This is a genomic window from Pseudomonas sp. ATCC 13867, assembly GCF_000349845.1.
Lineage (GTDB): Bacteria > Pseudomonadota > Gammaproteobacteria > Pseudomonadales > Pseudomonadaceae > Pseudomonas.
Genome location: NC_020829.1, coordinates 2385464 through 2409217, shown reverse-complemented (window position 1 = coordinate 2409217; position 23754 = coordinate 2385464). Strand labels below are relative to the sequence as shown.

22 protein-coding genes are annotated in these 23754 nt (G+C 65.2%); 16 read left to right on the top strand and 6 right to left on the bottom strand.

The genetic code is table 11. The features are described from left to right. Positions 1 to 147: 147 nt before the first annotated feature. The 3 genes from H681_RS11005 (at position 148) to H681_RS10995 (ending at position 1861) form a co-directional block, all read left to right on the top strand. A complete protein-coding gene (locus H681_RS11005; RefSeq protein WP_015476929.1) occupies positions 148 to 417 on the top strand; it encodes a hypothetical protein in 270 nt (89 codons plus the stop codon). 174 nt (positions 418 to 591) lie between these two features. Then, positions 592 to 1596, top strand: coding sequence for a GlxA family transcriptional regulator (locus tag H681_RS11000; RefSeq protein WP_015476928.1), 1005 nt, complete (start codon positions 592 to 594; stop codon positions 1594 to 1596). Positions 1597 to 1618: 22 nt separating this feature from the next. Beyond that, positions 1619 to 1861 (top strand): DUF1272 domain-containing protein, encoded by a 243-nt coding sequence (locus H681_RS10995; RefSeq protein WP_015476927.1) that lies wholly within the window; start codon positions 1619 to 1621, stop codon positions 1859 to 1861. 190 nt (positions 1862 to 2051) lie between these two features. Here the strand turns inward: H681_RS10995 and nfuA are convergent, their stop codons facing one another. Both nfuA and H681_RS10985 read right to left on the bottom strand, forming a co-directional pair. After that, positions 2052 to 2636 (bottom strand): Fe-S biogenesis protein NfuA, encoded by a 585-nt coding sequence (nfuA, locus tag H681_RS10990; RefSeq protein ID WP_015476926.1) that lies wholly within the window; start codon positions 2634 to 2636, stop codon positions 2052 to 2054. 198 nt (positions 2637 to 2834) lie between these two features. Beyond that, entirely contained in the window at positions 2835 to 5123 is a 2289-nt protein-coding gene (locus H681_RS10985) for a fatty acid cis/trans isomerase (RefSeq protein WP_015476925.1), read from the bottom strand. 170 nt (positions 5124 to 5293) lie between these two features. Here H681_RS10985 and metH point away from each other — a divergent pair, with 170 nt between their 5' ends. The 7 genes from metH to H681_RS10950 all read left to right on the top strand — a co-directional run bounded on the left by metH (position 5294) and on the right by H681_RS10950 (position 14676). Beyond that, positions 5294 to 8986: a methionine synthase gene (gene metH / locus H681_RS10980; protein WP_015476924.1), complete on the top strand. Its 3693-nt coding sequence runs from the start codon at positions 5294 to 5296 to the stop codon at positions 8984 to 8986. Positions 8987 to 9250: 264 nt separating this feature from the next. Beyond that, positions 9251 to 9601, top strand: coding sequence for a YggL family protein (locus H681_RS10975; RefSeq protein ID WP_015476923.1), 351 nt, complete (start codon positions 9251 to 9253; stop codon positions 9599 to 9601). A 283-nt stretch (positions 9602 to 9884) separates the two neighbouring features. Continuing rightward, a complete protein-coding gene (locus tag H681_RS10970) occupies positions 9885 to 11210 on the top strand; it encodes an MATE family efflux transporter (RefSeq protein ID WP_015476922.1) in 1326 nt (441 codons plus the stop codon). A gap of 45 nt (positions 11211 to 11255) precedes the next feature. Further along, positions 11256 to 11471: a DUF2970 domain-containing protein gene (locus tag H681_RS10965; RefSeq protein ID WP_015476921.1), complete on the top strand. Its 216-nt coding sequence runs from the start codon at positions 11256 to 11258 to the stop codon at positions 11469 to 11471. A 314-nt stretch (positions 11472 to 11785) separates the two neighbouring features. Beyond that, entirely contained in the window at positions 11786 to 12280 is a 495-nt protein-coding gene (locus H681_RS10960) for a PaaI family thioesterase (RefSeq protein ID WP_015476919.1), read from the top strand. Between the two features lie 250 nt (positions 12281 to 12530). After that, complete coding sequence (locus H681_RS10955; RefSeq protein ID WP_015476918.1) at positions 12531 to 14189, top strand: nitrite/sulfite reductase; 1659 nt, start codon at positions 12531 to 12533, stop codon at positions 14187 to 14189. After that, a complete protein-coding gene (locus H681_RS10950) occupies positions 14173 to 14676 on the top strand; it encodes a DUF934 domain-containing protein (protein ID WP_015476917.1) in 504 nt (167 codons plus the stop codon). The genes H681_RS10955 and H681_RS10950 overlap by 17 nt, the downstream gene beginning before the upstream one ends. A 177-nt stretch (positions 14677 to 14853) precedes the next feature. On the opposite strand, the gene H681_RS10945 is transcribed toward H681_RS10950, so the two are convergent. After that, positions 14854 to 15432: a TetR/AcrR family transcriptional regulator gene (locus H681_RS10945; protein WP_015476916.1), complete on the bottom strand. Its 579-nt coding sequence runs from the start codon at positions 15430 to 15432 to the stop codon at positions 14854 to 14856. Between the two features lie 140 nt (positions 15433 to 15572). Between H681_RS10945 and H681_RS10940 the strand changes: the two genes are divergently transcribed. Then, a complete protein-coding gene (locus H681_RS10940) occupies positions 15573 to 16427 on the top strand; it encodes an alpha/beta hydrolase family protein (RefSeq protein ID WP_015476915.1) in 855 nt (284 codons plus the stop codon). A gap of 21 nt (positions 16428 to 16448) precedes the next feature. On the opposite strand, the gene H681_RS10935 is transcribed toward H681_RS10940, so the two are convergent. Together H681_RS10935 and sohB are read right to left on the bottom strand one after the other, a co-directional pair. Next, on the bottom strand, positions 16449 to 17441 hold the full coding sequence (locus H681_RS10935) for a YhdH/YhfP family quinone oxidoreductase (RefSeq protein WP_015476914.1): 993 nt from the start codon (positions 17439 to 17441) through the stop codon (positions 16449 to 16451). A gap of 52 nt (positions 17442 to 17493) precedes the next feature. Then, a complete protein-coding gene (gene sohB, locus H681_RS10930; RefSeq protein ID WP_015476913.1) occupies positions 17494 to 18522 on the bottom strand; it encodes a protease SohB in 1029 nt (342 codons plus the stop codon). 211 nt (positions 18523 to 18733) lie between these two features. Between sohB and H681_RS10925 the strand changes: the two genes are divergently transcribed. From H681_RS10925 to H681_RS10910, 4 genes are all read left to right on the top strand, one after another. After that, positions 18734 to 19444 (top strand): histidine phosphatase family protein, encoded by a 711-nt coding sequence (locus tag H681_RS10925; RefSeq protein WP_015476912.1) that lies wholly within the window; start codon positions 18734 to 18736, stop codon positions 19442 to 19444. Positions 19445 to 19503: 59 nt separating this feature from the next. Beyond that, entirely contained in the window at positions 19504 to 19815 is a 312-nt protein-coding gene (locus tag H681_RS10920; protein ID WP_015476911.1) for an SCP2 sterol-binding domain-containing protein, read from the top strand. Between the two features lie 318 nt (positions 19816 to 20133). Further along, positions 20134 to 21201 carry a phosphotransferase family protein gene (locus tag H681_RS10915; protein ID WP_015476910.1) on the top strand — a complete coding sequence of 356 codons (1068 nt, stop codon included), beginning with the start codon at positions 20134 to 20136 and terminating at the stop codon, positions 21199 to 21201. 28 nt (positions 21202 to 21229) lie between these two features. Beyond that, a complete protein-coding gene (locus H681_RS10910) occupies positions 21230 to 21997 on the top strand; it encodes an SDR family oxidoreductase (protein WP_015476909.1) in 768 nt (255 codons plus the stop codon). A 152-nt stretch (positions 21998 to 22149) separates the two neighbouring features. On the opposite strand, the gene H681_RS10905 is transcribed toward H681_RS10910, so the two are convergent. Further along, positions 22150 to 22794 (bottom strand): hypothetical protein, encoded by a 645-nt coding sequence (locus H681_RS10905; protein ID WP_015476908.1) that lies wholly within the window; start codon positions 22792 to 22794, stop codon positions 22150 to 22152. Between the two features lie 158 nt (positions 22795 to 22952). Here H681_RS10905 and H681_RS10900 point away from each other — a divergent pair, with 158 nt between their 5' ends. After that, positions 22953 to 23735 (top strand): TSUP family transporter, encoded by a 783-nt coding sequence (locus tag H681_RS10900; RefSeq protein WP_015476907.1) that lies wholly within the window; start codon positions 22953 to 22955, stop codon positions 23733 to 23735. The last annotated feature ends 19 nt before the right edge of the window (positions 23736 to 23754 follow it).

Below are 23754 nucleotides of genomic sequence, written 5' to 3'. Positions count from 1 at the left end.
ATTAATTTGCGACTACTTTGTGTACAAACGCGACATGGGCTGTGACTTTCTTCGCTTCTGAAAACATCAATTGCGTGAACGAACACGATGGCGGATGGACCGCCGTCGCCATCTTCGCAATGGATTACCGCGCAGAGAGATCACACCATGAATGCGACCCTTCGTTTCAACGAGGCTCTGCTGATCACCGGACGAGCCTTCCAACCTTTCCAGTGCGTTACCTGGATTGACCAAGGGGGCGACGGCAGCCTCGACCTGTCCGTCATCGACCGGACCGGCACTCGTCTGCTGGGCTTGACCCGCATCCCCAGCTCCGCCTACTCCGACCCGGAACAGCTCGAGGACCTGCTGGTACAGGCGCGCGATGAGCTGAACCGTGAAGGCTACAACCTGCAAGACTGGCACATGCCTGCCTGATCCCAGGAACAGCCCGAGAAAGCCCGGCCACCCGTCGGGCTTTTTCATTTCCGCAACCGACCTTGCCGGAGCAGGCCCTGGCATGCGTGACGTGGCAAAATCCGTGGGGTGACTGGCATTGCCGCCAGCGCCGGGCACCGCCACACTCACTCCATCGTTCGAACGAGACCCGTCATGGAATCGCCGCGCCAGGTCGCCTGCCTGCTCTACCCCGAAGTCATGAGCCTGGACGTCACCGGGCCGCTGCAGGTGTTCGCCTCCGCCAATGTCGAGCGCCAGCGCCAGGGGCTGGCGCCGGCCTATGAACTGAAGGTGCTCGGCGAACAGGCCGGGCCGGTGGCGACGTCCGCCGGGCTGCGCATCTGCGCCGACGCGAGCTGGCGCGAGCTCGACCCTGCCACCCTCGATACCCTGCTGGTGCCTGGCGGCCTCGGCGTCCCGGTGCAATGCAGGAACAGCGATCTGCTGCGCTGGCTCGCCACCGCGGAACCGCGGATTCGCCGCCTCGGCTCGGTATGCTCCGGCGCGCTGATCCTGGCCGCCGCCGGCGTACTCGATGGCCGTCCGGCGACGACCCACTGGGCGGACGTCGATGCGTTGTGCGCAGGCTTCCCCGGTGTACGGGTGCAGGGCGACCGCCTGCACACCTACGACCCGCAATGCCGCGACGGCGATGACCACGTCTTCACCTCCGCTGGGGTCACCGCCGGCATCGACCTGGCCCTGGCGCTGGTGGAGGCCGATCTCGGCCGAGCCCTGGCACTGACCGTGGCGCGGCGGCTGGTGATGTTTCTCAAGCGCCCCGGCGGGCAGGCGCAGTTCAGCCACTGGTTGACCCCGGAGCCCAGCCGCACGCCACGCCTGGCCGCGCTGCTGGAGTGGATCCCGGCCAACCTGGGCGCTGACCTGTCGCTGGAGGTCCTGGCGAATCAGGCCTGCATGAGCCCGCGCACGCTCTCGAGGGTGTTCATCAGCGAGCTGGGCATGGGCCCCGGCCGCTACGTCGAACGGGTTCGTCTGGAAGCTGCCCGCGCGCTGCTGCAGGACGCCCAGGCGTCGATCAGCACGGTGTCCCGGCTGTGCGGCTTTGGCCACCCGGAGAATCTGCGGCGCACCTTCCACAAGCACCTGGCGATCAGCCCCCAGGAATACGCCGAACGCTTCGGCCAGTTGCTCTGACGCCCCCCCTGGAGGACTCGCCATGCTCGAACTGCGCCCCAACTGCGAATGCTGCGACCGCGACCTGCCCGGCGACAGCCCGGACGCGCGCATCTGCAGCTTCGAGTGCACCTTCTGCACCGATTGCGCCGACCAGGTGCTGCACGGCCGTTGCCCGAACTGCGGTGGCGAGCTGGTGCCGCGTCCGCGCCGGGCCGCCGATAAACTGGCGGCGAATCCGGCATCGACCCTGCGGGTACTTAAGCCCAACGGTTGCCCGGGCTGAGGACGCAATATGCCGCTGCGCATCATGGCAGTCCGCTTGTTGAATCGGTTCGCGAGCACGCTCGCTCCTACAGGGCCGGCCCGGCACTCTATGTAGGAGCGAGCGTGCTCGCGAACCCTGCTCCATCGAGAACCGGCTTCAAACGAAAAAGGCGACCCGGAGGTCGCCTTTTCGCTGCTCGATCACCCACTCAGTAGTAGGCATTCTCGCGGTTGCTGTGGTCGGTGACGTCACGCACGCCGTTCAGCTCCGGGATGCGCTCCTTCAGAGTCTTTTCGACGCCATCCTTCAGGGTCAGTTCGACCGCGCCGCAGCCCTGGCAACCACCGCCGAAACGCAGCACGGCAATGTTGTCCTCGACCACGTCCACCAGGCTCACCTGGCCGCCGTGGCTGGCGAGCCCCGGGTTGATCTCGGTCTGCAGGTAGTAGTTGATGCGCTCGGTGAGCGGGCTGTCCTCGTTGACCATCGGCACCTTGGCGTTGGGCGCCTTGATGGTCAGTTGGCCGCCCATGCGGTCGGTGGCGTAATCGACGATGGCGTCTTCCAGGAAGGGCTCGCTGATGGCGTCGATGTAGGCAGTAAAGGCTTTCAGGCCGACCGGGGTGTCTTCCGCCTTCTGCTCGCCCGGCTTGCAGTAGGCGATGCAGGTTTCGGCGTACTGGGTGCCCGGCTGGGTGATGAAGATGCGAATGCCTATGCCGGGCGTGTCCTGCTTGGACAGCAGCTCGGCCAGGTAATCCTGTGCGGCTTCGGTAATGGTGATAGCGCTCATGGCAACTCCTCGCAAACGTGGCGCCAGTTTACGCCATTCGGGGGTAAGGTAGAAAGCCCTACTATTTCAGTAGGAATAATTCGCAGCTGGGCTGCGTAGCCTTTGTAGGATCGAGGGGGACGCCCAGTCCTTGCTCGCGAACAGCACTGCGGCGGGGGCTGGTTCGCGAGCAAGCTCGCTCCTACAAAGTGGAAACCGTCAAAGGTTTTCGTAGCGGTTCATGTCCAGCACGCCCGCCTCCACCGGCTCGGTTTCGCGCAGGTATGCCTCCAGGTCGTGGAAGTAGAACCAGAACTGCGGGTGGCTGCGGCGGACACCCCAGTGGTCGGCAACCTTCTCGAAGTCTGCCGCGTTCTTCACCTGCTCCAGGGCCGTGACGAAATCATTCGCCTCGCCGGCCTTCAGGTTGAACATGAAGTTGGGGTAGCTGGAGAGCACGCCGGGGTAGATCGTCAGGGTGTCCAGCCCCGGCTGGTAGCGCAGCGACTCGCCGGCCATGAAGGCGACGTTGCTGTGGGCGCGGTTGCGCAGCACGGTGTAGATCTCGCGCTGGCCGTCGGACATTTCCACTCTCAGCAGGGTCGCTTCGGGGAACTGGTCGATCACCGGGAGCCCCGCCGCCGGGCGGCTGACCAGTCGGCTGAAGGCCTGTTCGGCATCCTGCAGCGGCGTGGCGACGCTGTTGCGGTAGCAGGCGCCGTTCTCGCACAGGTTGATCGGGTCGGGCCGCGCATTGAGCGCCACGTAGTGCTTGAGCAGTTGCTGGGCGAAGGCGTTCTTGGCGCCCTTCTCCGGCAGGAACAGCCCGGTCGGCGCATCGCTGTCATTGTCGTAGTAGTCGGCCCACATCTTGAATTTGCCGCTGTTCTGGTACCAGTCATCCAGCAGGGGCTTGCGCGCGGCCGTCGGCATCAGGCGCAGGAAGTTCTGTTCGGCGCCGTTGCGGATCAGGTCGAAGTACAGCCGCGTCTGCGCCTGGTGGGCGACGTTGCCGTACACGTCGAAGTTGACCACCAACCCGTAGTAGGTGCGCTCGAACAGCGGGTAGTCCAGCCACCAGATGGTCTGCGGGATGCCGCCGATCAGGCCCTTGCGCACCGAGGCGCTGTCGTACTGGCGGAAGATGCTCAGCACGGCATTGTCGTTGCCGGCCCAGATATCGGCCCAGGTCGGCGCCGGCGAGTCGTCATAGACGTCCTGGCGCAACTCCTCGTAGGCGTTGCGCTTGTCGCGATAGGCACGCCATTGCGACAGCATCGCGCCCATCTCATCGATCTGCCCCGGCAGCGCCAGCAGTGGCGAGGCCTGGGCACGGAAGTCCGGATCGGTGACGTAGAGGTCGTGCTGCGGGTCCTGGAACAGCGCCCAGAAGTTGTCGCGGATCACGTCGGTGGCGATCTGCCCCCGGCACACCGGCCCTCGGATGAAGGTGCGGACGAAGTATTCGGCGTTGTCCAGCATGAACTGGTAGCGCGCCTGCGCGGGGATCGCGGCGAAGGTTGCGAAGGGGTTGGCGCGGTGCTGCAGGCCATAGCCGGGCACCTTGTCGGTGCTCCAGGCTGTGCCGTAGAACAGCTCCTGGGCGCGCGCCAGCTTGGCCGGGTTGAGCGGATAGGTGATGTGCGTCTTGTGCACGATCACGCCCCGGATCGGCCAGAGGCGGTAATAGAAGGTGTTGCCCGGATCGTCGTTCGGCCGGCGCGTGGCGATCGGGTCGATCGGCTGGCCGCTGGGGGTGCGCGAACGCACCAACTGGAAGAAATGCCCCGGCTCGCCGCGCTCGGTGAAGTACAGGTGCGCCAGGAACAGGTGCTCGTAGAGCCAGCGCGACACCAGGCTCTGGCGTGCGCCGGGCTGGTTCAGGAAGCTCTCCCAGCTGGCGATCTGCTCCGCCTCGCCAGCGCCCGGCTGCCAGGCCTGCTCGTCCACTGGCGCGCCCTGGGCCAGCCAGTCCTTGATGGTCGAGCGCTGCCGGTCGGTCAGCCCGGTGACGGCGAAGGGCATGCCGCTGCGCGGATTCTTCGCGACGAAGTCGTCGATGGTCTCGGGCGTCGGGCACTGGTTGGTGCGGTTGATCGACAGGTCCAGACCTTCCGGGATCTTCGCGTTGGGCACCAGCGGGTGTTCATGGCCCAGGTCGATCATCCGCGCCATCAGCGCGGCCTGGCTGTCACGCCCATCGAGCACCGACCAGAAGTCCTTGCGCCGCCAGGCATCCGCGCCGTGGGCGTCGAGGAACAGCCGGGTGGTGTCCTGCGCGCGGGTTCGCGCGCCGTCGTACACCGGCAGTTTGTTGGCCCCGCGCTGCGCGCCTTCGGCGGCCGTCAGGTTGAGCTGGCACGGCGAGTCATAGCAGGCGTGGCAAGCCACGCACTTCTCGGTGAAGATCGGCTGGATGTCCTTGGTGTAGGACAGGCCGGCGGCCTGGGAAAACGCGGAAAGCATCAGGGATGCGATGAACAACGTGAAACGTGCTCGCCGGGACATGTGGGGCTCCAGACCTTCGGAATGAGCGGATTCTAGCGAGAACGCCGCCATAGTGCTGCCTATCCAATGGCAGAACATGAGCGATTTTCATGTAAATCTCCGCAAGCTCAAATTTTCTACAGCTTTGTTATCATCAGCGACCCATTGTCACGCCTCTCTAGGTACCTCCGATGTCTGACCGCGCCGCACGCCTGCAAGCCCTCCAGCAAGCCCTCAAGGAGCGCATCCTGATCCTCGACGGCGGCATGGGCACCATGATCCAGAGCTACAAGCTGCAGGAAGAGGACTACCGTGGCGCGCGCTTCGCCGACTGGCCGAGCGACGTGAAGGGCAACAACGACCTGCTGCTGCTCAGCCGCCCGGACGTCATCCAGGCCATCGAGAAAGCCTACCTGGACGCCGGCGCGGACATCCTCGAGACCAACACCTTCAACGCCACCCGCGTCTCCCAGGCCGACTACGGCATGGAAGAGCTGGCCTACGAGATGAACGTCGAGGGCGCGCGCCTGGCCCGTGAAGTGGCCGACGCCAAGACCGCCGAGAACCCGGACAAGCCGCGCTTCGTTGCCGGCGTCCTCGGCCCGACCAGCCGCACCTGCTCGATCTCCCCGGACGTCAACGACCCCGGCTTCCGCAACGTCACCTTCGACGAACTGGTGGAGAACTACAGCGAATCGGCCCGAGGCCTGATCGAGGGCGGCGCGGACCTGATCCTGATCGAGACCATCTTCGACACCCTCAACGCCAAGGCCGCGATCTTCGCCGTGCAGGGCGTCTATGAAGAGCTGGGCGTCGAGCTGCCGATCATGATCTCCGGCACCATCACCGACGCCTCCGGCCGTACCCTGTCGGGCCAGACTACCGAGGCATTCTGGAACTCGGTGCGCCACGCCAACCCGATCTCCGTCGGGTTGAACTGCGCCCTCGGCGCGAAAGAGCTGCGCCCCTACCTGGAAGAGCTGTCGACCAAGGCTGGCACCCACGTCTCCGCGCACCCCAACGCCGGCCTGCCCAACGCCTTCGGCGAATACGACGAGACGCCGGCGGAAATGGCCGTGGTCGTGGAAGAATTCGCCGCGTCGGGCTTCCTCAACATCATCGGCGGCTGCTGCGGCACCACGCCGGGCCATATCGAGGCCATCGCCAAGGCCGTCGCCAAGTACGCTCCGCGCGTCATCCCCGAGATTCCCCGCGCCTGCCGCCTGTCCGGCCTCGAGCCGTTCACCATCGACCGCAACTCGCTGTTCGTGAACGTCGGCGAGCGCACCAACATCACCGGCTCGGCCAAGTTCGCCCGGCTGATCCGCGAGGAGAACTACGCCGAAGCGCTGGAAGTGGCGCAGCAGCAGGTGGAAGCCGGCGCCCAGGTGATCGACATCAACATGGACGAAGGCATGCTGGATTCGAAGGCCGCCATGGTCCGGTTCCTCAACCTGATCGCCTCCGAGCCGGACATCTCCCGCGTGCCGATCATGATCGACTCCTCCAAGTGGGAAGTGATCGAGGCAGGCCTGAAGTGCATCCAGGGCAAGGGCATCGTCAACTCGATTTCCATGAAGGAAGGCGTGGAGCAGTTCAAGCACCACGCCCGCCTGTGCAAGCGCTACGGCGCCGCCGTGGTGGTGATGGCCTTCGACGAAGCCGGCCAGGCCGACACCCAGGCGCGCAAGGAAGAAATCTGCCAGCGCTCCTACGACATCCTGGTCAACGAAGTGGGCTTCCCGCCGGAAGACATCATCTTCGACCCGAACATCTTCGCGGTCGCCACCGGCATCGAGGAACACAACAACTACGCGGTCGATTTCATCGAGGCCTGCGCCTATATCCGTGACAACCTCCCCTACGCCCTGACCTCGGGCGGGGTGTCCAACGTGTCGTTCTCGTTCCGCGGCAACAACCCGGTGCGCGAGGCGATCCACTCGGTGTTCCTCTACTACGCCATCCAGAACGGCCTCACCATGGGCATCGTCAACGCCGGCCAACTGGAGATCTACGACGAGATCCCGCAGGAGCTGCGCGACAAGGTCGAGGACGTGGTGCTCAACCGCAGCCCGGACGCCACCGAGGCGCTGCTGGCGATCGCCGACAACTACAAGGGCGGCGGTGCGACCAGAGAAGTCGAAGACGAGGAATGGCGCGGCCACAGCGTCGAGAAGCGCCTGGAGCACGCGCTGGTCAAGGGCATCACCACCTGGATCGTCGAGGACACCGAGGAGTGCCGGCAGAAGTGCGCGCGGCCGATCGAGGTCATCGAGGGCCCGCTGATGTCCGGTATGAACGTGGTCGGCGACCTGTTCGGCGCCGGCAAGATGTTCCTCCCGCAGGTGGTGAAATCCGCCCGCGTGATGAAGCAGGCCGTGGCCCACCTGATCCCCTTCATCGAAGCCGAGAAAGGCGACAAGCCCGAAGCCAAGGGCAAGATCCTCATGGCCACGGTGAAGGGCGACGTGCACGACATCGGCAAGAACATCGTCGGCGTGGTGCTGGGCTGCAACGGCTACGACATCGTCGACCTCGGCGTGATGGTCCCGGCGGAGAAGATCCTGCAGACCGCCATCGCCGAGAAGTGCGACATCATCGGCCTGTCCGGCCTGATCACGCCGTCGCTGGACGAGATGGTCCACGTCGCCAAGGAAATGCAGCGGCAGAACTTCCAACTGCCGCTGATGATCGGCGGCGCCACCACCTCCAAGGCGCACACAGCGGTGAAGATCGACCCGCAGTACAACAACGACGCGGTGGTCTACGTCACCGACGCCTCCCGTGCCGTGGGCGTGGCCACCACCCTGCTGTCGAAGGAACTGAAGGCCGACTACGTGGCGAAGACCCGTACCGATTACGCCGAAGTCCGCGAACGCACCGCCAACCGCAGCGCGCGTACCGAGCGCCTGAGCTATGAGCAGGCCATCGCCGCCAAGCCGCAGTTCGACTGGGCCGGCTACCAGCCGCCAGTGCCCTCCTTCACCGGCGCGAAGGTGCTGGAAGACATCGACCTGAACGTGCTGGTCGACTACATCGACTGGACGCCCTTCTTCATTTCCTGGAACCTGGCCGGCAAGTACCCGCGCATCCTCACCGACGAAGTCGTCGGCGAGGCGGCCACCAGCCTGTTCAACGACGCCCAGGACATGCTGAAGAAGCTGATCGGCGAGAAGCTCATTCGCGCCAGGGCAGTCCTTGGCTTCTGGCCGGCCAATCAGGTCCACCACGACGACCTGGAAGTCTATGGCGACGACGGCCACAAGCTGGCCACCCTGCACCATCTGCGCCAGCAGACCATCAAGACCGACGGCAAGCCGAACTTCAGCCTGGCCGACTTCGTCGCGCCGAAGGACAGCGGCGTGAAGGACTACGTCGGTGGCTTCATCACCACCGCTGGCATCGGCGCCGAGGAAGTGGCCAAGGCCTATCAGGACCAGGGCGACGACTACAGTGCGATCCTGGTCAAGGCGCTGGCCGACCGTCTCGCCGAAGCCTGCGCCGAGTGGCTGCACGAGCGCGTGCGCAGGGAATACTGGGGCTACCAGCCCGAGGAGCACCTGAGCAACGAGGCGCTAATCAAGGAGCAGTACGTCGGCATCCGCCCCGCGCCCGGCTACCCGGCCTGCCCGGACCACACCGAGAAGGGCACGCTGTTCAAGCTGCTCGACCCCAAGGGCGTCTCCGGCGTGACCCTGACCGAGCACTACGCCATGTTCCCCGCCGCCGCCGTCAGCGGCTGGTACTTCGCCCACCCGCAGGCGCAGTACTTCGCCGTGGGCAAGGTCGACAAGGACCAGGTCGAACGCTACAGCGCGCGCAAGGACCAGGAACTCGGCACCAGCGAGCGCTGGCTGTCGCCGAACCTGGGTTACGACGCGTAAGGCGGTTCCCCTGGCGCCGCGCCCGGGACTGCCCGGCGCGCCCAGGGAAGACGGCGGGAAAACCTGCGCTGCACTCAACGCCCAGATACTGGATAATCCCGCCACCCTGGGCGCGTCCCTGCCGGCCTCGCCCCCGCCAATTGCCGCTGGATGAGCGCCAGGCGCGCCGGCGCCGGCTCTGGTTCGCCGACGCACGAATCGCCCAGGACACCACGGATTGAAGCCCGGCCACCCGCCGGACTTCCCCTGACGAGAGAAAGACAGATGAAATACCTCACCCCCGAACAGATGGCCAAACCGCGCAAGCGCCGCCTGCAGAAGAAGCTGCGCCTGGGCGAGTTCCAGGAGTTCGGCTTCAGCCTGGAAGTGAACTACAGCGGCGACCTGGATGATGTGCTCGATCAGTGGATCGCCTTTGTCGAGTCCGAGGGCTGGGTCTTCGTCGGCGGCGCCACCGAAGATGGCGAGTTCACCGGCTACCTGTGCCTGAACGCGGTCGGCAGCCTGAGCGAAGCCGACCGCGAAACCACCCGCCTGTGGCTGGAAAAGCAGTCCTGGTGCAAGTCCTTCGAGCTGGGCGAGCTGAGCGACTGCTGGCACGGCCTGTTCGAGTAAGTACCGCTCAAGACCGGGCGCGGGCGGCCTCACCGGGCCGCCCACGCTTCGCGTCGATGCCTCACAGGGCTTGAGTCCGCTCCTCAAGGCGAAACCTCAGGCAGATCTCGGAGCTATCTCCAACTTCATTTCGCAATGAGATGAAGGAGATCAATGAAGTCGAAGAGTCCCCGACACAAGCAGGGCCACGACGGTTACGCTAGGCTTTCCCTCAGCGCCCCGACCGGCACGGGCACGCCCGCTCCCCACAACAGGCCGGAAGCACACTGCCTCCAAGGACGTCATGTTAGAGCGTCAGCGCCTCCAGAACATTCTCACCCTGGGCCTGCCGATCATCGGCGGAATGCTCAGCCAGAGCCTGCTCAACCTGGTGGATGCCGCGATGGTCGGCCATCTGGGGGAAAAGTCCCTGGCCGGCGTCGGTATCGGCAGCTACGCCAACTTCGTCGCGATCTCCCTGGTGATGGGGTTGGGCGCCGGCGTACAGGCACTGGTGGCCCGGCGTCGTGGCGAAGGCCGCATGGAAGACCAGGCGGCACCGCTCAACTGCGGCCTGCTGGTGGCGCTGGGGCTGTCGCTGCCGATCACCCTGATCTGCCTGCTGTTCGCCGAACCCATCGTCCGCGCCCTGTCCAACGACCCCGAGGTGCTGGCGGTCGGCCTCCCCTACTTCGAGTGGCGCGCGCTGTCGGTGCTGGCGGTAGGGCTGAACTTCTCCTTCCGCGGCTACTGGAACGGCACGCGGCGTTCGGGCATGTACATGCGCACGCTGGTGGTGATGCACCTGGCCAACGCGGCGATCAGCTACAGCCTGATCCACGGCCTGTTCGGCCTGCCGCGCATGGGCGCGGTGGGCAGCGGGCTGGGAACCACCCTGGCGCTCTATCTGGGCTCGCTGATCTACGCCTGGCTCACCTGGCGCGACGCCCGCGCCCAGGGCTTCCGCCCGCGCCTGCCGAGCGAGCGCGACATCCGCGTGATGCTGCGCCTGTCACTGCCCAACTCGCTGCAGCAGTTCTTCTTCGCCGCCGGCATCACCCTGCTGTTCTGGATCATCGCCCAGGTCGGCACCCGCGAGCTGGCGGTGGCCCACGTGCTGATCAACCTGGCGCTGTTCCTGATCCTGCCCGGCATCGGCCTGGGCATGGCCGCCACCACCCTGGTCAGCCAGAGCATGGGCGAGCGCGACTTCGACAGTGCGCATCGCTGGGGCTGGGATGTGGTGAAGGTCGCGGCCTGCGGCCTGGCGTTGCTGGGCGCGCCGTTCTGGCTGTTCCCCGAGGCGATCCTGCGGCTGTTCGTCAGCGACCCGGCGCTGATCGAACTGGGCCGCCTGCCGCTGACGCTCACCGGGCTGGGCATGGTGATCGACGCCACCGCGCTGGTGCTCACCCAGGCCCTGCTCGGCGCGGGCGCCACCCGCACGGTCATGGCGGTCAGCCTGGGCAATCAGTGGCTATTCTTCCTGCCACTGGCCTATCTGGTGGGGCCGGTTCTCGGCGGTGGCCTGCTGGCGATCTGGAGCATGCAGATCCTCCAGCGCGGGCTGGCCTCGGTGATCTTCGCGATGATGTGGCAGAAACGCGAGTGGACACAGATCGAACTCTAGAAACCATGCTCCAGAATCAGGCTCCAAACATAGGAGGCGCGAACGATGGACGATCAACAGAACAAACCGCCAAGCTTCTGGCAGATGCTGCACAGCGTGCTGGCCGCCGCCTTCGGTGTGCAGAGCGGGAAGAACCGGGCGCGCGACTTCAGCCAGGGCAAGGCCAGTCACTTCATTGCCCTGGGTATCCTCTTTACGCTGATCTTCGTGCTGCTGCTCTACTCCCTGGTGCAGCTGGTGCTGCACTTCGCAGGGATCTAGAACGGCGCGGCGCCGGACGGGCCGCAGCGCGGCCCGCCGGAACCGTTGTCACTGATGGCTGACCCAGTACACCGCGGTGGCAACCACCAGCAGGATCAGGATGAATGCGGCACGCGCATCGACGACGCTGTCGCGATCCTTGCTGGACTCTTCGCTCATGCTTCCCCCTTGTTCTCGTTGTTTGTCGAAGGACCACAGGCAAGAGTTAAGACCAGCTCCGCCCGCCCCTCAAGCGACCGCCCCTTTCCGCGACGCCACGAAAGCCGTTAGGCTGCGGCTTCGACAAGAACAAGCGAGAAGGATAAGGAAGGGCCATGCACGTGGATTCACTGCAAGATACCGTCGCGCCGGAAGGCGTCTGTTATGGCTGCGGCGGCAGCAACCCGCACGGGCTGCATATCAAGAGCCGCTGGCACGAGGACGGTATTCACGTCGTCGCCGAGCACCTGCCCGAAGCCAAGTACTGCGGCTGGCCGGAGCTGGTCTACGGCGGACTGATCGCCATGCTGGTGGACTGCCACTCGAACTGGACCGCAATGGCCTACCACTACCGCGCCGAAGGCCGCGAGCCGGGCAGCCTGCCGCGCATCGACTGCGTCACCGGCAACCTGGGCATCAAGTACATCAAACCGACCCCGATGGGTGTGCCGCTGACGCTGAAGGCCCATGTCGAGGGCGAGGTCGGGCGCAAGAGCCGGATCATCTGCGAGGTCTACGCCGGCGACGTGCTGACCTGCGTCGGCGACTCCATCTTCGTGCGCGTCGACACCTCGCAACTGCGTGACGCCGCCCACGGTCGCGAAGCCTGACTCATCCCGCCCGCGCCGGTGAAACGCACCGGCGCTTCGCAAGACCGCGACACCCGCCCGAGGCGGCGGCCCGCCTGTGCTTCAAGCCCGGCGCGGCATAGATCGAAAAGTTCTCGCCATATACTCAAACATCACTTTTACGCATATTCCCTAACTGGTATCGTGCGCCCCACTCCGCGTGGAGCGCGCTGCCGTGCGCGCTGGGATACGCAGTACGCCTGAGCGCTATAGCCTGACAGCAGGATGATTCATGTACGTATATGACGAATACGATCAAAGGATCGTAGAGGATCGCGTCAAGCAGTTCCGCGATCAGACCCGCCGCTACCTGGCCGGTGAACTGACCGGCGAGGAATTCCGCCCGCTGCGTCTGCAGAATGGCCTGTACATCCAGCGCTATGCGCCGATGCTGCGTATCGCAGTGCCCTATGGTCTGCTGGCCTCCCGGCAGGTCCGCAAGCTGGCGCAGATCGCCCGCGACTACGACAAGGGCTACGCGCACATCAGCACCCGCCAGAACGTGCAGTTCAACTGGCCGGCCCTGGAAGACGTGCCGGAGATCCTCGCCGAGCTGTCCACCGTGCAGATGCACTCGATCCAGACCAGCGGCAACTGCGTGCGCAACACCACCACCGACCAGTTCGCCGGCATTGCCCGCGACGAGCTGGTGGATCCGCGCCCCTGGTGCGAGATCATCCGTCAGTGGTCGACCTTCCACCCCGAGTTCGCCCACCTGCCGCGCAAGTTCAAGATCGCCGTCAACGGCGCCGCGCGCGACCGTGCCGCGATCGAGGTGCACGACATCGGCCTGGAAGCGGTGAAGAACGAAGCCGGCGAGCTGGGCTTCCGCGTGCTGGTCGGCGGCGGCCTGGGCCGTACCCCGATCGTCGGCAGCTTCATCAACGAGTTCCTGCCCTGGCAGCACCTGCTGTCGTACCTGGACGCCATCTTGCGCGTGTACAACCGCTATGGCCGCCGGGACAACAAGTTCAAGGCGCGCATCAAGATCCTGGTCAAGGCACTGGGCCCGGAAGTCTTCGCCGAGAAGGTCAACGCCGAATGGGCGCACCTCAAGGACGGCCCGAGCACCCTGACCGACGCGGAAGTGCAGCGTGTTTCCCAGCACTTCGTCGACCCGGCCTACAAGGTCCTGGACGACCAGGAGGCCGCCCTCGCCCAGCTCGACGCCGAGCATCCGGGCTTCGCCCGCTGGCGCCAGCGCAACACCTTCGCCCACAAGAAGCCCGGCTACATCGCCGTGACCCTGTCGCTCAAGCCGACCGGCGTGTCCCCTGGCGACGTCACCGACAAGCAGCTGGACAAGATCGCCGAACTGGCCGACCGCTACAGCTTCGGCGAAGTGCGCAACAGCCATAACCAGAACATCATCCTCGCCGACGTCGAGCAGTCGCAGCTGTTCACCCTCTGGGGCGAACTGCGCGAGTACGGTTTCGCCAGCCCCAACGTGGGCCTGCTGACCGACATCATCTGCTGCCCCGGCGGCGACTTCTGCTCCCTGGCCAACGCCAAATCGATCCCGGTGGCCGAAGCCATCCAGCGCCGTTTCGACGACCTGGACTACCTGTTCGACATCGGCGACATCGACCTGAACATCTCCGGCTGCATGAATGCCTGCGGCCACCACCACGTGGGCCACATCGGCATCCTCGGCGTGGACAAGAAGGGCGAGGAGTTCTACCAGGTGTCCCTGGGCGGCAGCGCCAGCCGTGACGCGAGCCTCGCGCAGATCCTCGGCCCGTCGTTCGCCCAGGACCAGATGGCCGACGTGATCGAGAAGATCATCAACGTCTACGTGGAACAGCGCACCGAGGAGGAAGCCTTCCTCGATACCTTCCGCCGCATCGGCATCGACCTCTTCAAGGAACGCGTATATGCAGCGAATCATTAAGAACCGCGAAGTCGTCGACGACCGCTGGCACCTGCTGCCCAAGGACGCGACCCTCGAGACCGTGCCCAACTGCGACGACGTGATCATCCCGCTGAACCTGTGGCTGGAACACGGCCCGGCCCTGCGCGGCCGCGACGGCGGCCTGGGCGTGTGGCTGGATTCGGACGAAGAGCCCGAAGCCATCGCCGAGGACCTGGACAAGTTCCAAGTGATCGCGGTGAACTTCCCGGCCTTCACCGACGGCCGCGGTTTCAGCACCGCGCGCCTGCTGCGCGAGCGCTTCGGCTACAAGGGCGAAGTGCGCGCCATCGGCGACGTGCTGCGCGACCAGCTGTTCTACATGCAGAGCTGCGGCTTCGACGCCTACGCCATCCGCGCCGACCGCGACCCGCATGACGCGCTGGCCAGCCTGGAGGACTTCTCCGAGGTCTACCAGACCTCGGTGACCCAGCCGCAACCGCTGTTCCGTCGTCGCCAGCTCGCCTGACCCGGCCGATCTGAAAAAGCCCCGCCACGCGGGGCTTTTTAATTTCTGCAGGGGAGCGCCTTTCGTAGGAGCGAGCTTGCTCGCGAACCCACCTAACTCCGCGGCAACCGGAAGCCTCTGTTCGCGAGCAAGCTCGCTCCTACAGGCTTGCACACCTCGGCCCCCTGTGCGCGCAACTCAGGCCCGCACACTCTCCCAGGCAATCTGCGCCAACTGATCGCGGCAATCGATCAGGTCCACCTTCGTCCGCCCGGCCAGCCAGTTGCGTGCATAGTCCTGGCTCGGGCCGATGACCACCGAGTTGAACAGCTCCGGCGCCAACTGCTTGAAGGCGCCAGCCTTGCGGTGCTCTGAAAGCAGCGCTGCAATGCGCCGGCCCTGCTCACGATTGGCCTCACGCAACGCCTCACCCACCTCCCCGGCCTCGACCCGACCGCGGCTGTGCAGGATGAAACGCGCCCACTCCGGATTGGCCGCGACCCAGTCGACGTAGCAGGTGACGAACAGCTTCACACAGGCCTCCGCGCTCATTCCCTCCTCGATTCCAGCGTCCAGCAGCGCCGCGTACTGGCCAACGCCGGTCAGGTACAGCGCGCCGATGATCCGTTCCTTGTTGCCGTAGTGATGGTAGAGGCTGCCGATACTGGCGCCGGAGCGGTCACGGATCATCTCGATGGTAGTGGCGTCCACGCCGGATTCGCTGAAGCAGGCCAGCGCAGCCTGGAGGATGTCGTCTTTGCGGGAAGGTCGGGCCATGAGGTTCCTGTCGAGATTGCCGTCTCGAATAAAATTCTAGAATAATTTTCTAGAATTAATTTCTAGTCTTCGTATACTGCCTGGGCGCGCATCCATCTTCAATCCTGCCCTGCTCATTCCAAGCCTTTTCGGAGTCCGCCATGATCACCCCGCTCCCCCGCCCCCTGGACAACGGCAACGGCCACAACCTGTCCAGCCACTGGTACTACCCGCTCGGCGAAATCCGTGGCGCGGTGCTGATCGTCCCCGCGATGGGCGTCGAGCAGCGCTTCTACACGGCCTTCGCCCACTGGCTGGCCGAGCGCGGCCATCTCACCGTGACCTTCGATTACGTCGGCATGGGCAAGTCCCGCAGCGGCCACCTGCGCGACCTGGATGTGGATGTACTGGCCTGGGGCAAGCATGATTGCAGCGCGATGCTCGACGCGGTGGTCGAGGCCGCCGGCGACCTGCCGGTGTACTGGGTCGGCCACAGCCTGGGCGGGCAGATCCTGCCCTTCGTGCGCGGCAACGAGCGCATCCATCGCGCCTTCACCATCGCCACCGGCAGCGGCTATTGGCGCGAGAACACCAAGGGATTGCGGCACAAGGCCTGGCTGCTCTGGTATTGCCTGGCGCCAACCCTCACGCCGCTGCTGGGCTACTTTCCGGGCAAGCGCCTGGGCGTGGTCGGCGACCTGCCGCGCGGGGTGATCGAGCAATGGCGGCGCTGGTGCCTGGACCCGGAATACGCCGTGGGCGCGGAAGGCGGCGCGGTGCGCGAGGCCTATTCATTGGTGCGCACGCCCATCACCTCCATCTCCTTCACCGACGACGAGATGATGTCCGGGCGTAATACCGAATCGCTGCACGGCTTCTATCGTGGTGCGCCGAAGACGGTGAAACGCATCGCTCCAGAAGATATCGGCGTGAAGCGCATCGGCCACTTCGGCTTCTTCCGCAGCCAGTTCGCCGATTCGCTGTGGGCGGGCTACCTGCTGCCGGACCTGGGCTGACCCCCAGGCCCGGCGCGGGCATTAGCCGAGGTTCACCAGCACCCGGCCGACCAGCTTGCCGGCAAGAATCTGGTGGATGGCGGCAGGCAGGTCGTCGAGGGTGACCTCGCGCACCGCCGCTTCGAGGTTGTCGAGCTTCCACTGCAGGGACAGCTTGTCCCACATGGAAGCCTTGACCACCAGCGGCAGCTCCACCGAGTCCACGCCCAGCAGGTTCACGCCGCGCAGGATGAAGGGCAGCACGGTGGCCTTGAAGGCGGCGCCGGCGGTCAGTCCGCAGCAGGCGACGCTGCCGCCGTACTGCAGCGACTTGACCACGTTGAACAGGATGTCGCCGCCCACGGTGTCCACCGCGCCGGCCCACTGCTCGCGCAGCAGCGGTTTGTCGATGCCATCGGAGACGGTGGCGCGGTCGAGGATCTGCCGCGCGCCGAGGCGGTTCAGCAATTCGGCCTGCTCCAGCTTGCCGGTGGCGGCTGCCACGGTGTAGCCCAGCCGTGCCAGCAGCATCACCGCGATGCTGCCCACGCCGCCGGTGGCGCCGGTGACCAGGATCGGGCCTGAGGACGGCGTCACGCCGGCGCGCTCGAGCTTGTCGACGCACAGCGCGGCGGTCAGGCCAGCGGTGCCGAGAATCATCGCTTCGCGTAGCGACAGGCCCTGCGGACGCTTGATCAGCCAGGCCGCGGGCACGCGGATGTACTGGCCGAAACCGCCCGGAGTGTTCATGCCCAGGTCATAGCCGGTGACGATGACCTCATCGCCGACGGCGAACTCGCCCACCGAGGACGCTTCAACCACGCCGGCGGCATCGATGCCAGGCGTGTGCGGATACTTGCGGGTGACGCCACGGTTACCGCTGGCGGACAGCGCATCCTTGTAGTTCAGCGAGGAATACTTCACCCGCACCAGCACTTCGCCTGCCGGCAAATCGGAAACCTGCCGCTCGGTCACCTGCAGGTCGTACACGCCGTGTGCCGACTCGGTGACCCACAACGCCTTGAATGCACTCATCTCGCCCTCCTCGTTCGATAACTTGACGGGCGCACTCCCGCGCCCGCTGGATTCATTGCCAGAAGCGGCTGCGCCCCAGGCGCTCCCACCAGGTCACCAGCACGCGGTCGATCACGCCGCTGACGCCCACGCCGAAGCGTTCCTGGATGGATTTCTTCTGTACGTAACTGAGCTGATAGACATCCGACTCACGAGCACGTTCGGCCAGGTACTCGTCGCTGGTCTTGAGTTCGTCCACCAGTTTCCTGCCCAGCGCCGCCTGGCCCAGCCAGACCTCGCCGGTGGCGATCTCGTCGATGGCCAGCTGCGGGCGGTAATGCACGACGAAGCGCTTGAACAACTCGTGGGTGGTTTCCAGGTCTTCCTGGAACTTCTCGCGGCCCTTGTCGGTGTTCTCGCCGAACACCGTCAGGGTGCGCTTGTATTCACCGGCGGTGAGCACCTCGAAATCGATGTCGTGCTTCTTCAGCAGGCGGTGCACGTTCGGCAGTTGCGCCACCACGCCGATGGAGCCGAGGATGGCAAAGGGCGCGGAGAGGATACGCTCGCCAATGCAGGCCATCATGTAGCCGCCGCTGGCGGCGACCTTGTCGACGCAGACGGTCAGCGGCACGCCGGCCTGGCGGATGCGCGCCAGCTGGGAGGCGGCCAGGCCATAGCCGTGGACCATGCCGCCGCCGCTCTCCAGGCGCAGCACCACTTCGTCGCGGGGGGTGGCCAGGCTCAGCAGCGCGGTGACTTCATGGCGCAGCTGCTCGGTGGCCGAGGCCTTGATGTCGCCATCGAAGTCGAGCACGTAGACGCGACTCTTCTCGCCGCTCTTCTTCTTTTTCGCCTCTTTCGTCGACTTGGCCTCGGACTTGCGCAGGGCCTTCAGCTTGGCCTTTTCCAATACGCTATGTTGCAGGCGCTCGCGCAGATCCTTGTAGAAGTCGTTGAGCTTGTGCACCTCCAGGTGCCCACTGCCACCGCGTCGGCCACGGCCGCGCAGCGCGGCGATCACCACCAGGACGATGACGATGGCCACCACCACGGTGAAGGTCTTGGCCAGGAAACCCGCGTAATCCGCTAGAAACTCCACTCACATCCCCTTTTACAATTCTGGTCGCACCCGCCTGGCGGGCGCAGCGAATCCCGCAAGCATACCCACGCCGCAGGCGCGCCACCAGCGCTGGCAAGACGCTGTATCAGTCCAACGAATGGCATTCAAACAAGCGTATGTTTTTTCGTTGACAGCCCCAGGTGATCCTCATAACCTCGCCGGAACTTTCAGCCCTGCCGAGATACTGCGCGTGGGAAGCATCTACCTGATTCGACATGGCCAGGCATCGTTCGGCGCCGACGACTACGACGTGCTCTCGCCCATCGGCGTGCGCCAGGCGGAAATCCTCGGCGAGCACCTGGCCAGCCTGGGCCAGTGTTTCGACCGCTGCGTCAGTGGCGACCTGCGCCGCCAGCGCCATACCGCCGAAGCGGTGATGGGCCGGCTGAACGACGCCGGCATCGCGACCCCCGCGCTGGAAATCGACCCCGCATTCAATGAATTCGAAGCCGACGCCGTGATCCGCGCGCACCTGCAGGACCTGCTCGAAATCGAACCGCAGGCGCTGCACATCATGCGCAACGCCGCCGACCACCGCGCCGAGTTCCAGCGCCTGTTCTCCACCGTGATCTCCCGCTGGGTGTCCGGCGAGCACGACAAGGACGGCCTGGTGAGCTGGGCCGAGTTCCTCGACACCGTGCATGGCGGCCTCAAGCGCCTGCTGGAGTCGGCCAGCGGCAAGGACAGCATCGGCGTGTTCACCTCCGGCGGCACCATCACCGCGATGCTGCAACTGGTGACCGGCATTCCGCCGCTGAACGCCTTCGAACTCAACTGGCAGATCGTCAACACCTCGCTCAACCGCCTGAAGTTCCGCGGCAGCGAAGTGGCCCTGGCTTCCTTCAACAGTCACGTGCATCTGGAACTGTTGAGGGCGCCGGAACTCATCACCTATCGTTGAGTACCGGCCCATTGCGACCTTGAGCGTCGCGCGAGAAAACCTAGAAAAGGAATAGAACCATGAGTGTTGCTGACATCGTTTCCACCATGAAGAGCAAGTTCAACGCCAGCGCGGCCGCCGGCCTGGATCTGGTGTTCCAGTTCAACATCGAAGACGGCGACAACCACTACCTGGTCGTCAAGGACGGTACCTGCGAAGTCGTACAGGGCGATGCCGAGACCCCCAACGTCACCCTGATCATGGACAGCGAGACCCTCAAGGGCATCACCAGCGGCGAAACCGACGGCATGCAGGCCTTCATGGCCGGCAAGCTGCGCGCCGAAGGCGACATGATGCTGGCAATGAAGCTGGGCGAACTGTTCCCGGTCTGATCCGAGGCGACCTGCCCGAGCAGCATGAAAAACCGGAGTCCATGACTCCGGTTTTTTTATGCCCGCGCCCCGCCGCAACCCGCGAATCAGGCAGCCTGATCGGGGTGCAACACGGACGCCAATAACGGCTCTGCGTGCTTGTGACGGACGGGCACGGACATTAGATTAGCCAATGATCACCCGGCGCCATCATTGCTCTGCCTGATCCTGCCGCAACCCATCGGGCAAGAAACGGCCGCCGGCCTGCGCGCACCTCGCCAGGAGCCTTGGGCCCTCGTGAGGACGATTCGTAAAAGCCCGTACAAGAAAGGGACCAGCATGTCGTTGACCGACCAGACCATCCGCTCCCGCGAAGGCGAAGAACTCGATGCCGCCGTGATCGACGGCTTCCTCAAGGACCACGTTCCCGGCCTGCAGGGCCAACCGCGCATCAGCCAGTTCCCCGGCGGCGCGTCGAACCTCACCTACCTGATCCAGTACGACAACCGTGAGCTGGTGTTGCGCCGCCCGCCATTCGGCAAGAAGGCCAAGTCAGCCCACGACATGGGGCGCGAGTACCGCATCCTCAACCAGCTCAACGACGGTTTCCCCTACTGCCCCAAGGCCTACGTCTACTGCACCGATGAGTCGGTGATCGGCGCCGAGTTCTACGTCATGGAGCGGGTCAACGGCATCATCCTGCGCGCCGAACTGCCCAAGGAGCTGAATTTCAGCACCGAGCAGACCACCGCGCTGTGCAAGAGCTTCATCGACAAGTTCGTCGACCTGCACAACGTCGACTACAACGCCTGCGGCCTGGGCGACCTGGGCAAGCCCGAGGGCTATGTGCAGCGCCAGATCGGCGGCTGGATCGATCGCTACGAGAAATCCCTGACCCCCGATGCGCCGGCCTGGGAACAGGTGAAGGTGTGGCTGCGCGAGAAGATGCCGGCCGATCACCACAAGCCGGGCATCGTCCACAACGACTACCGCTTCGACAACGTCATTCTCGACCCGAACAACCCGATGCAGATCATCGGCGTGCTCGACTGGGAAATGACCACCCTCGGCGACCCGCTGATGGACCTGGGCAACACCCTCGCCTACTGGATCCAGGCCGACGACCCGCAGCCGATGCAGATGCTGCGCCGCCAGCCGAGCCACGAGCCGGGCATGCTGACCCGCCAGCAGTTCGCCGACTACTACGCCGAGCGCGCCGGAATCCAGATCGACAACCTCGATTACTACTACACCTACGGCCTGTTCCGCCTGGCCGGCATCATGCAGCAGATCTACTACCGCTTCTTCCACGGCCAGACCCAGGACAAACGCTTCGCCACCTTCATCCATGCCAACAAGCTGCTGGAACAGGTGAGCCTGCAGGTCATCGGCAAGTCCCGCCTGTAAGGCGTGCTCAATAACAAGGAGAACTCCCATGTCCAAGACCCAACTGTTCGACCTCGAAGGCAAGATCGCCTTCGTCTCCGGCGCCAGCCGCGGCATCGGCGAGGCCATCGCCAAGCTGCTGGCCCAACAGGGTGCCCACGTGATCGTCTCCAGCCGCAAGATCGACGGCTGCCAAGCCGTGGCCGACGAAATCGTCGCCGCCGGCGGCAAGGCCACCGCGATTGCCTGCCACATCGGTGAGATGGAACAGATCCAGGCCGTCTTCGCGCAGATCCGCGAGCAGTTCGGCCGCCTGGACATCCTGGTCAACAACGCCGCCACCAACCCGCAGTTCTGCAACGTGCTGGACACCGACCTGTCGGCCTTCCAGAAGACCGTCGACGTGAACATCCGCGGCTATTACTTCATGTCCATCGAAGGCGGCAAGCTGATGAAGGCCAACGGCGGCGGCAGCATCATCAACGTCGCCTCGGTCAACGGCGTCACCCCGGGCGAGTTCCAGGGCATCTACTCGGTGACCAAGGCCGCGGTGATCAGCATGACCAAGGTCTTCGCCAAGGAATGCGCGCAGTTCGGCATCCGCTGCAACGCCCTGCTGCCGGGCCTGACCGATACCAAGTTCGCCTCGGCGCTGGTGAGCAACGACGCCATCCGCAACGTCGCCCTGCAGCGCATCCCGCTCAAGCGCGTGGCTGACCCGAGCGAAATGGCCGGCGCCGTGCTCTACCTCGCCAGCGATGCCTCCAGCTACACCACCGGCGTGACGCTGAACGTGGACGGCGGCTTCCTCGCCTGAGCGTTATCGCGAAACGAAAAAGGGAGCCGGTGGGCTCCCTTTTTCATGGACGGCGATCGGGCCTTCTGTAGGAGCGAGCTTGCTCGCGAACCCGCCTCACTCGGATTCCGAAGGGGGACGGTTCGCGAGCAAGCTCGCCTACATAAAAGCGTTCACTGCCAATCTTTCAGGGCCTGGTTCGCCGCCGGGTTCATCGGTTCGGCGGTCAGCCCGCCCGGTCCGTAGCGCACGGCGAACACCGCCTGGTCGGCCATCGGCAGGTAGTTCACCCGCCCGGCTCTCGGCACAAAGGTCAGCAGGTCATGCCGGCCTTCACGCAGCCAGCGCCACAGGTCGATGCCCGCCACCTTGCCGGCCAGCGGCACCTTGCGCCCCATCGACTGCTGCTCCACGGCGAGGAAGCGGCCACTGAGGTCCTGCAGTCGATACCCCGGCGCCAGGCCGATCAGCCGCGCCAGGCCCTTCCACTCCAGCACCCGTGCATCCAGTTGCCAGAGATCGCCCGCCAGTTCCACGCGGCGCTCCTGGTCCCCCTCCAGCAACGTCACCTCGAAGTGCTGCGGGCTCAACTGCTTGAAGCTCAGAGTGGCCAACGGACGCTCCTGCGGCAACGGGTCGTAGCTGTGCAGGTCCCAGGCCACCAGCGCAACCAGCGTCGCGAGCGCAATGAACGCAAGGCCCGCCATGCCCCGCAGCCAGCCGAGAAACCAGTGACGATCGAACAGAATGCGGGCCGCCACCAGCAGGGCCAGCAGCGCCACGAAGGCAATGACCCAGGCCAGACCGTCGTACTGCATCGAATGATTTCCTTCCACGTAGAATTGCCGGCATTATGCGCACCGCGTACCTGCGCGGCCAGCCAGACCGTCGCAGCTTTCGGGCCCGTTAACGTTTCCCATGCCACCCGCTCTTTACAAAAGAGTGGCGCCGCGGGCTCCTGATCAAGGCCTACCCCATGCCCTTCGAACTCGTCGTAGACCCTACCACCCTCGTCATCCTCGCCGGCGTCGCCTTCCTCGCCGGCTTCATCGACGCCATCGCCGGCGGCGGTGGCCTGCTGACCATCCCCGCGCTACTCACCGCCGGAGTACCGCCGCACCTGGCGCTGGGTACCAACAAACTGAGTTCGACCTTCGGCGCCGCCGTCGCCAGCTACACCTTCTACCGGCGCAAGCTGTTCCATCCGCGCCAGTGGCGCAACGGCATCATCGGCACCGCCATCGGCGCCGCCCTGGGCGCGTGGGCCGCGCACCTGATGCCGGCGGAATGGTTGAACCGCATGCTCCCGGTGGTGATCTTCGGCTGCGGCCTGTACCTGCTGTTCGGCAAGACCCCGGAAGCCCCGCTGGACGCCGATCCGCACATCGCCCAGCGTCGCCAGTGGCCGCAGGGCCTGGGCCTGGGCTTCTACGATGGTGTCGCCGGCCCCGGCACCGGCGCCTTCTGGACCGTCAGCACCCTGCTGATGTACCCGCTGGACCTGGTCCGCGCCAGCGGCGTGGCGCGCAGCATGAACTTCGTCAGCAACGTCCTCGCCCTGGCGGTGTTCGTCGCCTCCGGCCAGGTAATCTGGGTGATGGGCCTGTGCATGGGCAGCGCCCTGATGATTGGCGCCTACTTCGGCGCGCGCACCGCAATTGGCGGCGGCGCCAAGTTCATCCGTCCAGTGTTCATCCTGGTAGTGCTGGCGCTGACCGTGCGCCTGGCCTGGCAGCACTGGTTCGCTGCCGCGACCTGAAGAACGCCGACGCTGCGCC